This is a genomic window from Roseateles sp. P5_D6 (assembly GCF_054049415.1).
In genome coordinates this window covers 178,060-189,735 of the sequence record NZ_JBFUMK010000005.1, presented here as the reverse complement: position 1 = coordinate 189,735, position 11,676 = coordinate 178,060, and the positions used below count along the sequence as shown (strand labels likewise).

Here is an 11,676-nt window from a genome sequence, read left to right as displayed (position 1 = left end):
CAGCCGCAATGTAGGGCCTGTTCAACGGGCCTGCGCCTTCGCGATGCTGTCGCGCAGCGAGGCGGCGATGTCGCTGTAGGCCGGCACCTCGGCCAGCACGCGGCGCCAGTAGCCCACAGCCGCCGCCGTGTCGCCGCGCTCATGGGCGGCGCTGCCGAGCAGGGCCAGCGTGGGCACATGGTGCGGGTCGAGCTTCAACGCGCGCTGCAGCAGCGCCTCGGGCTCACCAGCGAGGCCCCGGCCTTGCACCAAAGCGAGGGTGACGGCGTGCTGGCTCAACGGCTGCGGGTCGGCGGGGCGCAGGCGTTCGAGTTGCGCGTAGGCGGGCAGGGCGTCCTGCGGGCGGCCCAGCTGCTCGTAGGCGCGGGCCAGCAGGGCCCAGCCTTCGGCGTCGTCGGGCGTGCGCTGCAGACGGTCGGCCAGGCGCTGCACCATCTGCTGAACGGGGTTGGCGGGCAGCGCAGGCGGCGGGTTGATGGCGTCGGGTCGGCCGAGTTGGACGTAGAGCAGGCTGGCAGCGAGCGGCAGGGCCAGTCCCAGGACTGCCGCGGTGCGCCATGCGCGTGGGCTGTTGGGGCCCAGCAGGGCCGGCGCGAGAGGCAGCAGCGAGGCCAGCGTCAACACGACGGCGGCGAGGATGAATAGGCTCACCGCGGCTCCTCGCGCCGCCGGCCCTGGCGCAGATAGACACCGGCACCGATGGCCAGCAGTGCCAGCGGCCCGAACCAGAGCGGCGCCGTGCCGGCGTGCAGGGCGGGGCGGTAGAGCACCTGCTCGCCATAGCGCTGCACCAGCTCCTCACGCAGCTCGACTTCGCTGCGGCCGGCGGCCAGGCCTTCGCGCAGCTGGCGCTTCATGTCGACGGCCAGCGGCGCGCTGGACTCGGCCACGCTCTGGCTCTGGCAGACGACGCAACGCAGCTCCTGAGCCAGACGTTCGACGCGGGTATCGAGGTCTTCAGCCCGGGCATTGAAGGCCGCGGCCAGCAGCAGGGGCGCGACGAGGCTACGCACGCTTCAACCTCGCGATCAGGGGCAGCAGGCGCTTGTTCAGGTCCTCCGCCGTGACCGGCCCCGTGAGCCGCAGCCGCACGACGCCGCGACGGTCGATGACAAAGGTTTCGGGCACGCCGGTGATGCCCCAGGCCAGGCTGCCCTTGCCTTGCGGGTCCAGCCAGGTCAGCGCATACGGGTTGCCGTGGCGCTTCAGGAAGGCCAGGCCCAGCTCGGGCGTGTCGCGGTAGTCCAGGCCGACGACGCGCACGCCGCTCTGTTCGGCGAGCTGACCCAGCACCGGCAGCTCGGCGCGGCAGGGCGCGCACCAGGAGGCGAACACATTCAGCACCCAGACCTGGCCTTGCAAAGCCAGGCTTTCGCCGTCCAGGCGCTCGAGGTCGAGCACGGGAGCAGGTTTGCCGATCAAGGGCGAAGTGGGCTCCGCCAGGGCATCTCGGTTCAGGCCGCGTGCGAGCAGCGTAACGAGGGCTGCGCTGGCCAGCAGCGGAACGAGGGTGGCGAGCTTGGGTTTCATGGCGTCGAGAGCGCGGGGACGAAGTTGGGCTGCAACTCGGCGCGCGGGCTGCGTCCCCGAGCGAGTGCGCCCCAGAGGCCGCCGACGGCCATCAGCAGCGCGCCGATCCACACCCAGCTCATGAAGGGCTTGATCTGCAGGCGCAGCGCCCAGCGCCCGTCGACATCGGCATCGCCCAGGCTGACGTAGACGTCGCGCCACGGGCCGCGCGAGATGGCCGCCTCGGTCATCGCAGACTGCCGACGGGTATAGACGCGCTTCTCCGGCGACAGCGTGATGACCTCACCGCCGTGTTGCCACACCAGCTTGGCCCGGGCGGCGCGGTAGTTGGCGCCGTCCACGGCCTCCAGCCTTTCGAAGCGCAGCAGATGGCCTGCCACGCGCACCTGCTCGCCAGGCGCGAGTTGCAGGTCATGCGCCTGCTCCAGGCTGCGCACCAGCGTCACGGCCAGCACGAAGACGGCGATGCCGGCATGCGCCAGCCACAGCGGCAGGCTGTGCCGCCAGGCGGCGCGCTGGTGCCAGGCGAGTGACAGCGTGCCGCCGAGCGCCCACAGGCCGGTGGCGATGCCGGCAGCCAGCCACAGCGAGCCTTGCAGCGCGAACGCCAGCATCGCAGCACTCGCGAGCGCGGCAAGGGCCAGCGGCAGCAGCGGCTTGACGGCGCCGAGTGCCGCCACCCGCCAGCGCGCCAGCGGCCCGATGACGAGGAGGGCGACGAGGGGCAGCATGATGGGCGGGAAGACGGTATCGAAGTAGGGGGCGCCGACCGACAGCTTGGTGCCCGAGATAACTTCGGCCGCCAGCGGGTAGAGCGTGCCCAGCAGCACGGTGCCCGTGGCCGTGGCCAGCAGCAGGTTGTTCAGCAGCAGCAGCGATTCGCGCGAGCCGAAAGCGTAGCCCTCGGCCGCGGGCAGGCGGCCCACGCGCAGCGCGTACAGCGTCAGCGACCCGCCCACGGCCAGCGCCAGCAGCGCCAGGATGAAGAGGCCGCGCGACGGGTCGCTCGCGAACGCGTGGACCGAGCTGACCACGCCCGAGCGCACGAGGAAGGTGCCCAGCAACGACAGCGAAAAAGCCAGCAGGGCCAGCAGCAGGCTCCAGCGCAGGAAGCCCGGCCGCTTGTCGGCCACGGCCAGCGAGTGGATCAGCGCGGTGCCCAGCAGCCAGGGCATGAAGGCGGCGTTTTCGACCGCATCCCAGAACCAGAAGCCGCCCCAGCCCAGTTCGTAATAGGCCCAGAAGCTGCCGAGCAGAATGCCGCCCGTCAGTGCCGACCAAGCGCCCAGCACCCAGGGCCGGGCCCAGCGCGTCCAGCGGGCGTCGGGCGCGTCGTCCAGCAGGGCCGCCACCGCGAAGGCGAAGCCGACCGCGAAGCCGACATAGCCCATGTAGAGCAGCGGCGGGTGGGCCGCCATGCCGGGGTCCTGCAGCAGCGGGTTCAGGTCGCGGCCCTCCAGCGGCGCGGGCAGCAGCCGAGCAAAGGGGTTGGACGTGAAGGCGATGAAGGCGAGGAAGCCAGCCGCCACGGCGCCAAGCACGCCCTGCACGCGCGCCGCGAAGGCGGGCGGTAGGCCGCGGCTGCGGGCTGCGACCAGCGCGCCCCAGGCCGACAGCATCCACACCCACAGCAACAGGGAGCCCTCATGACCGCCCCAGCTGGCCGTGATGCGATAGCCCAGAGGCAGCTCATGGCTGGCGTTGGCAGCGACATAGGCGACCGAGGTGTCGAGCTGGATGAAGCTGGCGACCAGCGTGGCGAAGGCGGTGCTGACGAGGCCGAAGCCGACGGTGGCCAGGGGCCGCGCAAGAGCCATCCAGCGCGTGCGGCCGGACTGTGCGCCCCACAGCGGCAGTAGCGCCTGCGCGAGTGCGACCGCCAACGCCAGCAGCAGTGCGAACTGGCCGAGTTCGGGCGTCATCTTGCGCTCGCTTGTTTGAGCGCCGCGGCAGCCTCGGGCGGCATGTAGCTCTCGTCATGCTTGGCCAGCACCTCGTCGGCGACGAAGCCCAGGCCGGCCAGCTTGCCCTGCGCGACCACGCCCTTGCCTTCGCGAAACAGGTCGGGCAGCGGGCCGCGGTAGCTCACGGCGACGTCGCGCGCGCCGTCGGTGACGGTGAAGTTCATCAGGCCGTCGGCGCCGCGCTGCACCGAACCAGGCGCCACCATGCCGCCGAGCCGAAAGCGCGTGCCGGCCGGCGCTTCACCGCGCACGATCTCGCTGGGCGTGACGAAGAAGACGAGGTTCTGGCGGAAGGCCTTCAGCACCAGGCCGCCGGCGAGTGCGAGCAGGGTCAGCATGGCGAGCAGGCCGAGGAGTCGGGTGTGACGGGGTTTCATCGGCGGAGGGACCACAGCTCGACGGCGATGCCTAGGGCCACGGCCGTGAGTGAAGCCCAGACATAGAACGCATGGGCGCCGAAGAGTTCATTCATGCCAGGCTCCCAAGGGCACGTGGCCAGCGCGCCTCGGACTCGACCCGGGCCTGCAGCAGCCGCCTCGCCCGCGCCAGCACGACAGCGCCGGCATAGGCCCAGAAGCCCAGCGTCGACAGCAGCAGCGCTGCCAGCATCTCCGGTGCGATGGCGCTGCCGCGCGTGCTGATGGAGGCGCCCTGGTGCAGCGTGTTCCACCAGCCGACCGAGAAATACAGCACTGGCAGGTTCAGCGCGCCAACCAGCGCCAGCAGTGCGCCGGCCTGGTCGCCGCGACGCGGGTCGTCTGGCGTGTCGACCGCCGAGGTCAGCGCGATGAAGCCGACATAGAGCAGGGCCAGCAGCAGGGCCGAGGTGAGGCGTGCATCCCAGACCCACCAGGTGCCCCAGGTCGGCCGGCCCCAGAGCGAGCCGGTCAGCAGCGTCAGCACGGCGAACAGGGCGCCGGTGGGCGCCAGCGCGCGCATCAGCACGAAGGCCAGGCGCGTCTTCCAGGCCAGGCCCCACAGCGCCCAGAAGGCCATGGCGCCGTAGCAGACCATGGCGATCCAGGCCGCCGGCACGTGCAGGTAGAGGATGCGGTAGGCCTCGCCCTGCTGGGCGTCGGTGGGCGCGATGAAGAGGCCGAGCGTGAGGCCTCCGGCGATGCCCAGCGCAGCCAGCAGCCACAGTGCGGGCAGCAGCCGGCCGGTCAGCGGCAGGAAGTGGGCGGGGCTGGCATAGCGCCAGAGCGGGTGCGGGGTGGTCATTCAATCCAACATCAGTGAGAGGGCGGCCGATGTGGCCCAGGGCGCTAGCGCCAGCAGCACGGCCAGCCAGGCGCCGAGCAGCAGCAGGGCGGTGTCTGCATTCGCACCGCCTTGGGCCGCCGCAGTGCCGAAGACGAGCACCGGCACCTCCAGCGGCAGCAGCAGCAGGGCCAGCAAGCCGGCGCCGGCGCGCGCATGCAGCACCAGCGCCGCGCCCAGGCCGCCGAGCAGAGCCAGCGCGGGTGTGCCCAGCAGCAGGCTCAGCGCGAGTGGCGTCGGGTTGTCGATGCCGAAGGCCAGCGCCAGAAGCGGCGTGACGAGCACCAGCGGCAGGCTGCCCAAGGCCCAGTGCACGGCCAGCTTCAGCGCCACGGCAAAAGGGCGTGGCAGCGGCGCCAGCCACCATTGCTCCAGGCTGCCGTCGGCGAGGTCCGGTGCGAACAGGCGCGGCAGGGCCAGCAGGCTGGCCAGCAGAGCGGCAATCCACAGCAGGCCCGGCGCCAGCTCGCGCAGCCTAGCCGGCTCGGGCCCGAGACCCAGGGGAAACATGGCGGCCACGCCGACGACGAAGCCCAGAGGCGTCAGCCATTCGGCCGGCTGGCGCAGCGTGCTGGACCACTCCCGCCGGGCGAGCGCCGCGGCGGCTTGGGCTGCGGCGCCCATCAGGGCCTCCCGAGCTGCAGGCTGCGGACGCTGCGCTTGAGCAGCAGGGCCTGGTGGCTGGTGAACACGACGCTGCCGCCTTCATCCGCATGCCGGTCCAGGCGTTGGGCAATGCGATCGGCCATCGCGGCGTCCAGCGCGGCGAGCGGCTCGTCCAGCACCCACAGCGGTGCAACCCGGGGAAGCCACAACTGCGCCAGGGCGACGCGGCGGCGCTGGCCCTCGGACAGCTGGGCCAGGCGCAGCCCGGCGGCATCGTCCAGGCCGACCGGCGCGAGTGYCGCCAGGGCCTGTCCTTCAGTGCAAGGACGCCCGGCCAGCGCGGCGCTGCTGCGCAGCTGCTCGATGACCGACAGCACGTCCTTGAGCCCGGGCCGGTGGCCGATGTAGAGCAACTCGCGCTCCACATGCACCCGCCCCGCGCGCGGCGCGCTGAGGCCGCAGATCAGCCGCAGCAGGCTGGTCTTGCCGCTGCCGTTGGCGCCCTGCACCCACAGCAGCTGGCCGGGATGCAGGGCCAGGTCCACCTCTTCGAACAGCGGCCGCGCCCCACGCGACTGGCCCACGCGCTGCAGGATGAGCACGGGTGGCGCAGAAAGGGAAGCGAGGGCGAGAGACATGCCCGCCACTCTAGGCAGCGGGCCATGCCGCGCCAACGAAGCAAAACGACTGAGCTATTTCAGTTGGCGCTGCTTTTCGCGCTCAAGCCGTCAGGCTTCGGGGCGCGGGATCAAAGTCCAGCGCGCCGCAGCCACGCCTCGGCGTCGGTCGGGTGAATCTCGTCCGCAGACCGCAGGTTGCGCAGCACGCGGTAGCGGCTTTCGATGCCCACCAGCATCAGCACCCGTTTGCCGGCATGCGCGTGCACGGCGTCGCGCAGCCGATCGGCGTGGTGCTGATCCCACTGGGCCTGCACCTGGGCAGCCTCCTGGCCCACCAGGCCCTCCTCGATCTCCCGCAGCGCAGCTACCAGCCGGTCCGTCTTCTCGCTGTTCACGTCGGCAGCAGAGTTCCACCCGCTGGCCAGCGCCCGGTAGGTGGCCTGCTTCAGCTCGTCGAGCGCCTTGGCGCCGGCCGGGTTCCGCTCACCGAAGGCCTTGTAGGCCTGGCCCACCGAGCCCGTCAGTTGATTGAACAAGGCTTCGTCCGGTTCCGATCCCAGAGCCGGGATGCCGGTGGCGTCGAGGTAGGGAAAGATGACATCGATGTACTCGACCTTGCCGGGCCAGACCTTGCGGGTGCGCAGTTCCTTGGGCGTGACGTCCAACACCAGCACATCGGGCTTCACGGCCTCGATGACCTGGCGGAGCACGGGAAGGCCGTAGGCCGGCACCAGCTTGTGCCGCGAGTACAGGGTGGAGACAACGAACACCTCGCCTTGGGTCGCCAGCGCCGCCCTGGTGGCAGCCGGCGCAGCCGCCAGCACGCCGAGCAAGACCCGTCTCGACCAGTCACGCCTCATGGGGTTCATGCAGATCCTGTGCCATTGAAGGCCTGCAATCTAGGTCGACGCGCGCAGGAGGTCGGGCTCATGCGACGAAACGGGCTGGGGCGCGACGAGGTTGGCTTATCCGCCTACAAACCCGCTGCCCGCGCCGCCAACGTGCCCAGCTCGCCATACAGCGGCAGCACATTGGTGCCTGCGGTTGGATGCACGCGGTTGGACAGCAGCACGAAGAAGCTGCGGCTTGTCGGGTCCAGCCAGAAGGCGCAGCCGGTGAAGCCGGTGTGGCCAAAACTGGTGGGCGGATAGAGGCTGCCGCGCGGGCGCGCATAGGGCGAGGCGATGTCCCAGCCCATGCCGCGCTGCTCGGCAAGGTCGGGCGAGGACTGCGGCGTCGTCAGCAGGGCCACGCTTTGCTCGGACAGCAGGCGTCGGCCGTCCTCGCCCACGCCGCCGGCCAGCAGCATGCGCGCGAAGCGGGCCAGGTCCGCCGTCGTCGTGAACAGGCCTGCATGGCCAGCCACGCCACCCATCTTGCGTGCGGTCGGGTCGTGCACCTCGCCGCGCAGCACCTGGCCATCGGGCAACTTTTCGGTCGGTGCGACGCGTGAGGCGTCCATGCGGCGCAGCGGCAGATAGCCGCTGTCCTTCATGCCCAGGGGCTGGAACAGGGCCTGCTCGGCCAAGCGCTCCAGCGCCACACCGCTGGTGCGTTCGACGATCAGGCCGAGCAGGATGTAGTTGACGTCCGAGTAGCGGAACTGAGTGCCCGGCGCGGCGGCCAGGGGCAGGTCGCAGGCGATGCGCAGGGCGTCGTCCTTGCCCGCCCAGTCGCCGGCGCCGTTGCGGGGCAGGCCGGAGGGCAGGCCCGAGCTGTGCGTCAGCAGCAGGCGCAGCGTGATGCCGGCCTTGTCGGCGCCGCCGCAGCCTGGCAGGTAGCGCTGCAGCGGCGCTTCGAGGTCAAGCTGGCCGCGCTCGCGCAGCAACTGCACCAGCGTGGCGGTGACGACGGGCTTGGTCAGCGAGGCGGCGTCGAAGACGGTGGCTTCGTCCAGCGGCTCGGGCGCCGGCTCGACGGCACGCTGGCCGTAGGCGCGGTGGTGGCTGCCATGGCCGACGCGCTCGATCCACACAGCGGCGCCCGGCAGCTGGCCCTGGGCGATGAAGCGCTCGACGGCCGCGTCAGCCTCGGCGAGGGGTTGGGGTGCGAGGCTGGGGCGGTGGGCGCAACTGACCAGCAGGGCGGCGGCCAGCAGCCCTGCGATGGTGAGGGCAGGTCTCATGGCCGGGATTCTCAGGGCCCGGCGGGCCCACTCAACCGCGTCGTGCGGCCTCGATCTTGGCGATGTCGATCTTCTGCATCTCCATCATGGCCTCGAAGGCCCGCTTGGCAGCGGCGGGATCGGGGTCGCTGATGGCATCGATGAGCGCGCGCGGCGTGATCTGCCACGACAGCCCCCAGCGGTCCTTGCACCAGCCGCACTGGCTTTCCTGCCCACCATTGCCGACGATGGCTTTCCACAGGCGGTCGGTCTCGGCCTGGTTGTCGGTGGCGATCTGGAAGGAGAAGGCTTCGCTGTGCTTGAACATCGGGCCACCGTTCAAGCCGATGCACGGGATGCCGGCGACGGTGAACTCCACGGTCAGCACGTTGCCCTGCTTGCCGTCGGGGTAGTCGCCCGGCGCGCGGTGGACAGCGCCGACGCGGCTGTCGGGGAAGGTCTCGGCATAGAAGCGGGCGGCGGCTTCGGCGTCACCGTCGTACCAGAGGCAGATCGTGTTCTTGGCGGCCATGGGGGTCTCCTGAGTGAGTGGCCAGCCTAGGGCCGGCCTGGCCGAATGTTGATCCCTAGCAGAGGCCTTGGTGGTTACGTTATGTTGGGGGTCATGAAGCTCCGCCGTTCACTGCTGGCCAGTTCGGCCCTCCTGACCCTGCTTGCCGTCATGCCGAAGCTGCACGCCCAGGTGCCGGCCCCCGCGCAGGCAGCCCGACAGCTCGCGCAGGCCACGCCGGCGTCGCAGCGCGGCGAGCTGCTGCACCCCTTCACCGACGCCGCCCGCAGTGACTGGCACTACACGCCGCGCCGCCGTGACGGCATCGCCTGGAAGGCCATGTCGCCCGCGCAGCGCGAGGCGACGACGGCCCTGCTGCGCACCGCGCTGAACGAGGGCGGGCTGGGCAAGGTCAGGGCGCTGATGGCGCTGGAGATCGCGCTGCGCCAGATCGAGGGCTCGGGCAGCTTTCGCGATCCCGAGAACTACGCCATCGCGATCTACGGCGAGCCGGGCGCGACTGGCTGGGGCTGGCGCATCGAAGGACATCACCTGTCGTTGCACTTCAGCCTGGACGGCGACCGCTATGTGTCGACGCTGCCGCAATTCTTTGGCGCCAACCCGGCCGTCGTGCCTGCCGGGCCGCAGCAGGGCTTTCGCCTGCTGGGTAGCGAGGAAGACCTGGCCCGCCAATGGCTGGCCGGTCTGGCGCCGGCACAGCGTTCGCGCGCCATCTTCAGCACCCGCCCCTTTGGCGACATCGTCAGCGGCAATGCCGCGCGTGCCAGGCCGCTGGACGCCATGGGCCTGCCCTTCGCGGACATGGACGCCGGCCAGCAGGCCCAGGTGCTGAAGCTGATCACCGCCTTGGCCGACCACCTTCAACCCGATCTGGCCCAGGCTCGCCTGGGCCGCGTGCGCGCCGCGCCGCTCGACGGCATCCGCATGGGCTGGGCCGGATCAACGCAGGCTGGCCAGCCGTTTTACTTCCGCATCCAGGGCGCCAGCTTCCTCATCGAGTTTGACAACTCGGGTGGCAACCACATCCATTCGGTGTGGCGCGACTTCGACGGCGACTTCGGCCGCGATGTCCTGGGCGAGCACTACCGCAAGGCCGAGGGCAGCGCGCATCGCCACCGGTCGTCTACTTCACCTTGACCACCACCTTGCCCTTGGCCCGGCCTGTTTCGACATAGGCCAGCGCTTCGTTCGTCGATTCGAACGCAAAGACGCGATCCACGACCGGGCGTATCGCGCCGGCGTCAACCAGGCGAGTGATCTCGCGCAACTGTTGCCCGCTGGCGCGCATGAACAGGAATGAGTAGTTCAAGCCCAGGCGCGCTGCCGCCCGCCTGACGCCGGCGCTCAATAGACGCACGACGAGGCGCACGAACCACGGCGCGCCCAGGCCCTTTGCGAAGGCGGGATCGGGCGGGCCGGAGATCGAGATGAGGGTGCCGCCGGGCTTGAGCACGCGCAGGGACTTGTGCAATGCCGCGGTGTCCTGGCTGTGCAGCACGACGTCGTAGTCCTGCAGCACGCGCTCGAAGTCATCGTTGCGGTAGTCGATGACGACATCGGCGCCCAGGCGCTTCACGAGCTCGATGTTGGCGCTGCTGGTCGTGGTGGCGACGGTGGCCCCCACATGCTTGGCCAGCTGGATGGCGAAGCTGCCGACGCCACCGGAGCCGGCCTGGATGAAGACTTTCTGCCCCTTCTTCAGCTTTGCCCTCTCGATGAGGGCCTGCCAGGCGGTCAGGCCCACCAGCGGCAGCGACGCGGCCTCTTCCATGCTGAGCGCCTTGGGCTTGAGCGCCAGGGACGCTTCCTTGACCGCAACGAACTCGGCGAAGCTGCCGATGCGGAAGTCATCGGGCCGCGCATAGACCTCGTCGCCCGGCTTGAAACCTTGCACGCGCGGCCCGACTTCGGTGACGACGCCGGCCACGTCATGGCCCAGCACCAGGGGCAGTTGGTAAGGCAGGATGAGCTTGAATTCGCCATTCTTGATCTTGGCGTCCAGCAGGTTCACGCCGGCGGCGTGGACCTGGACCAGCACCTCGTCATCGCGCAGCGTCGGAGCCGGCACCTCTGCCGACCGCAATGTGCGGTTCTTGCCGTAGCGGTCGAGGAGAAAGGCTTTCATGATGCGCTCGCCGACGATACCGCGTCGAGCTGCAGATCGCGCCGAATCCCGGCGTCCACCAGGCCAGCGGGCGCGAATCGGCGCAGCAGTCGCAGGCGGCTCGCGAGCCCGCCGGCCGTGTAGCGGAGTTGCGGCTGAGCTGCGCTGGCGGCTTTCAGTACGACCTCGGCGACGACGCCTGGCTGGTCTGCGGTCGTCATCACTTGCCTCACCCTCTCGCTCACCGCCACACGGGCCTCGCGGTACGCATCGAGCTTGGCATCGGGCTCCAGGAAGTTGGCGTCGAACGGCGTCTTCGTGTAGGCGGGCTCGACGACCGAGACGCGGATGCCCCGGGTGCGCAGCTCATGGTCAAGCGACTCGGAATAGCCTTCGATCGCGTGCTTGGTCGCGGCGTAGAGCGCGCCGTAGGGCATGGGCAGGAAGCCCAGCACGGAGCCGATGTTGATGATGCGGCCGCTGCCCTGGCGCCGCATGTGCGGCAGGACGGCCCGCGTCATGCGGACGATGCCGAAGAAGTTGGTGTCGAAGATGGCCTGCGCCTGCTCGATGGAGCTTTCCTCCGCGCCGGCCGGCGCGACGCCAAAGCCGGCGTTGTTGACGAGCAGGTCGATGCGGCCGTGCAGCGCCATCACCTGGTCCACTGCGGCCTGGACCGAGTCGTCCAGCGTCACGTCCAGGGCCAGCATCTTGAACCCGCGCTGCCCCGCCTGCCGCCCCTGCCGGCTGGTGCCGTACACGGTGTAGCCCGCCTTCGCGAGCCGCTCGGCGGTGGCCTGGCCTATGCCTGAGGAGGCGCCCGTCACGAGGGCGATCTTGTTGTTCGTGTTCATGGTGTTCTTTCGTCCGCGTGTGGAGGTCAGGAGCTCGCCGGCGTACGCGGTGCGCGGCGGGTCAGGAAGGATTGAGGCTTTGTTCGCATGATGTTCGTCATA

14 protein-coding genes are annotated in these 11,676 nt (G+C 70.3%); 1 reads left to right on the top strand and 13 read right to left on the bottom strand.

Going from position 1 to position 11,676, the window contains the following annotated elements; all coding sequences use genetic code 11:
• Nucleotides 1-21 precede the first annotated feature (21 nt).
• The 11 genes from ACXJKM_RS08550 to ACXJKM_RS08500 form a co-directional block, all read right to left on the bottom strand.
• On the bottom strand, nucleotides 22-651 hold the full coding sequence (locus tag ACXJKM_RS08550; RefSeq protein ID WP_457351624.1) for a tetratricopeptide repeat protein: 630 nt from the start codon (nucleotides 649-651) through the stop codon (nucleotides 22-24).
• Nucleotides 648-1,013, bottom strand: coding sequence for a cytochrome c-type biogenesis protein (locus ACXJKM_RS08545; protein ID WP_457323779.1), 366 nt, complete (start codon nucleotides 1,011-1,013; stop codon nucleotides 648-650). The genes ACXJKM_RS08550 and ACXJKM_RS08545 overlap by 4 nt, the downstream gene beginning before the upstream one ends.
• Complete coding sequence (locus ACXJKM_RS08540; RefSeq protein WP_457323780.1) at nucleotides 1,006-1,530, bottom strand: DsbE family thiol:disulfide interchange protein; 525 nt, start codon at nucleotides 1,528-1,530, stop codon at nucleotides 1,006-1,008. The genes ACXJKM_RS08545 and ACXJKM_RS08540 overlap by 8 nt, the downstream gene beginning before the upstream one ends.
• Nucleotides 1,527-3,452 carry a heme lyase CcmF/NrfE family subunit gene (locus ACXJKM_RS08535; RefSeq protein ID WP_457351622.1) on the bottom strand — a complete coding sequence of 642 codons (1,926 nt, stop codon included), beginning with the start codon at nucleotides 3,450-3,452 and terminating at the stop codon, nucleotides 1,527-1,529. Before ACXJKM_RS08535 ends, ACXJKM_RS08540 begins: the two co-directional genes overlap by 4 nt.
• Nucleotides 3,449-3,871, bottom strand: a complete 423-nt coding sequence (gene ccmE / locus ACXJKM_RS08530) for a cytochrome c maturation protein CcmE (protein ID WP_457351621.1) — start codon at nucleotides 3,869-3,871, stop codon at nucleotides 3,449-3,451. The genes ACXJKM_RS08535 and ccmE overlap by 4 nt, the downstream gene beginning before the upstream one ends.
• Before the next feature lie 91 nt (nucleotides 3,872-3,962).
• Nucleotides 3,963-4,715, bottom strand: a complete 753-nt coding sequence (gene ccmC / locus ACXJKM_RS08525) for a heme ABC transporter permease CcmC (protein ID WP_457351619.1) — start codon at nucleotides 4,713-4,715, stop codon at nucleotides 3,963-3,965.
• Nucleotides 4,716-5,378, bottom strand: coding sequence for a heme exporter protein CcmB (gene ccmB / locus ACXJKM_RS08520; RefSeq protein ID WP_457351618.1), 663 nt, complete (start codon nucleotides 5,376-5,378; stop codon nucleotides 4,716-4,718).
• Nucleotides 5,378-5,998: a heme ABC exporter ATP-binding protein CcmA gene (gene ccmA, locus ACXJKM_RS08515; protein WP_457351616.1), complete on the bottom strand. Its 621-nt coding sequence runs from the start codon at nucleotides 5,996-5,998 to the stop codon at nucleotides 5,378-5,380. Before ccmA ends, ccmB begins: the two co-directional genes overlap by 1 nt.
• A 110-nt stretch (nucleotides 5,999-6,108) precedes the next feature.
• Nucleotides 6,109-6,849, bottom strand: coding sequence for a hypothetical protein (locus tag ACXJKM_RS08510; RefSeq protein WP_457351614.1), 741 nt, complete (start codon nucleotides 6,847-6,849; stop codon nucleotides 6,109-6,111).
• Between the two features lie 104 nt (nucleotides 6,850-6,953).
• Nucleotides 6,954-8,105 (bottom strand): serine hydrolase domain-containing protein, encoded by a 1,152-nt coding sequence (locus tag ACXJKM_RS08505; protein WP_457351612.1) that lies wholly within the window; start codon nucleotides 8,103-8,105, stop codon nucleotides 6,954-6,956.
• Between the two features lie 31 nt (nucleotides 8,106-8,136).
• Nucleotides 8,137-8,616, bottom strand: a complete 480-nt coding sequence (locus ACXJKM_RS08500; protein ID WP_056193933.1) for a VOC family protein — start codon at nucleotides 8,614-8,616, stop codon at nucleotides 8,137-8,139.
• Nucleotides 8,617-8,709: 93 nt separating this feature from the next.
• Here ACXJKM_RS08500 and ACXJKM_RS08495 point away from each other — a divergent pair, with 93 nt between their 5' ends.
• On the top strand, nucleotides 8,710-9,753 hold the full coding sequence (locus tag ACXJKM_RS08495) for a DUF3500 domain-containing protein (RefSeq protein ID WP_457351610.1): 1,044 nt from the start codon (nucleotides 8,710-8,712) through the stop codon (nucleotides 9,751-9,753).
• On the opposite strand, the gene ACXJKM_RS08490 is transcribed toward ACXJKM_RS08495, so the two are convergent.
• Together ACXJKM_RS08490 and ACXJKM_RS08485 are read right to left on the bottom strand one after the other, a co-directional pair.
• Complete coding sequence (locus ACXJKM_RS08490; protein WP_457351608.1) at nucleotides 9,740-10,741, bottom strand: NADP-dependent oxidoreductase; 1,002 nt, start codon at nucleotides 10,739-10,741, stop codon at nucleotides 9,740-9,742. The two genes, ACXJKM_RS08495 and ACXJKM_RS08490, sit on opposite strands and share 14 nt — an antisense overlap.
• Nucleotides 10,738-11,574: an oxidoreductase gene (locus ACXJKM_RS08485; RefSeq protein ID WP_457351606.1), complete on the bottom strand. Its 837-nt coding sequence runs from the start codon at nucleotides 11,572-11,574 to the stop codon at nucleotides 10,738-10,740. Before ACXJKM_RS08485 ends, ACXJKM_RS08490 begins: the two co-directional genes overlap by 4 nt.
• Nucleotides 11,575-11,676: the final 102 nt, after the last annotated feature.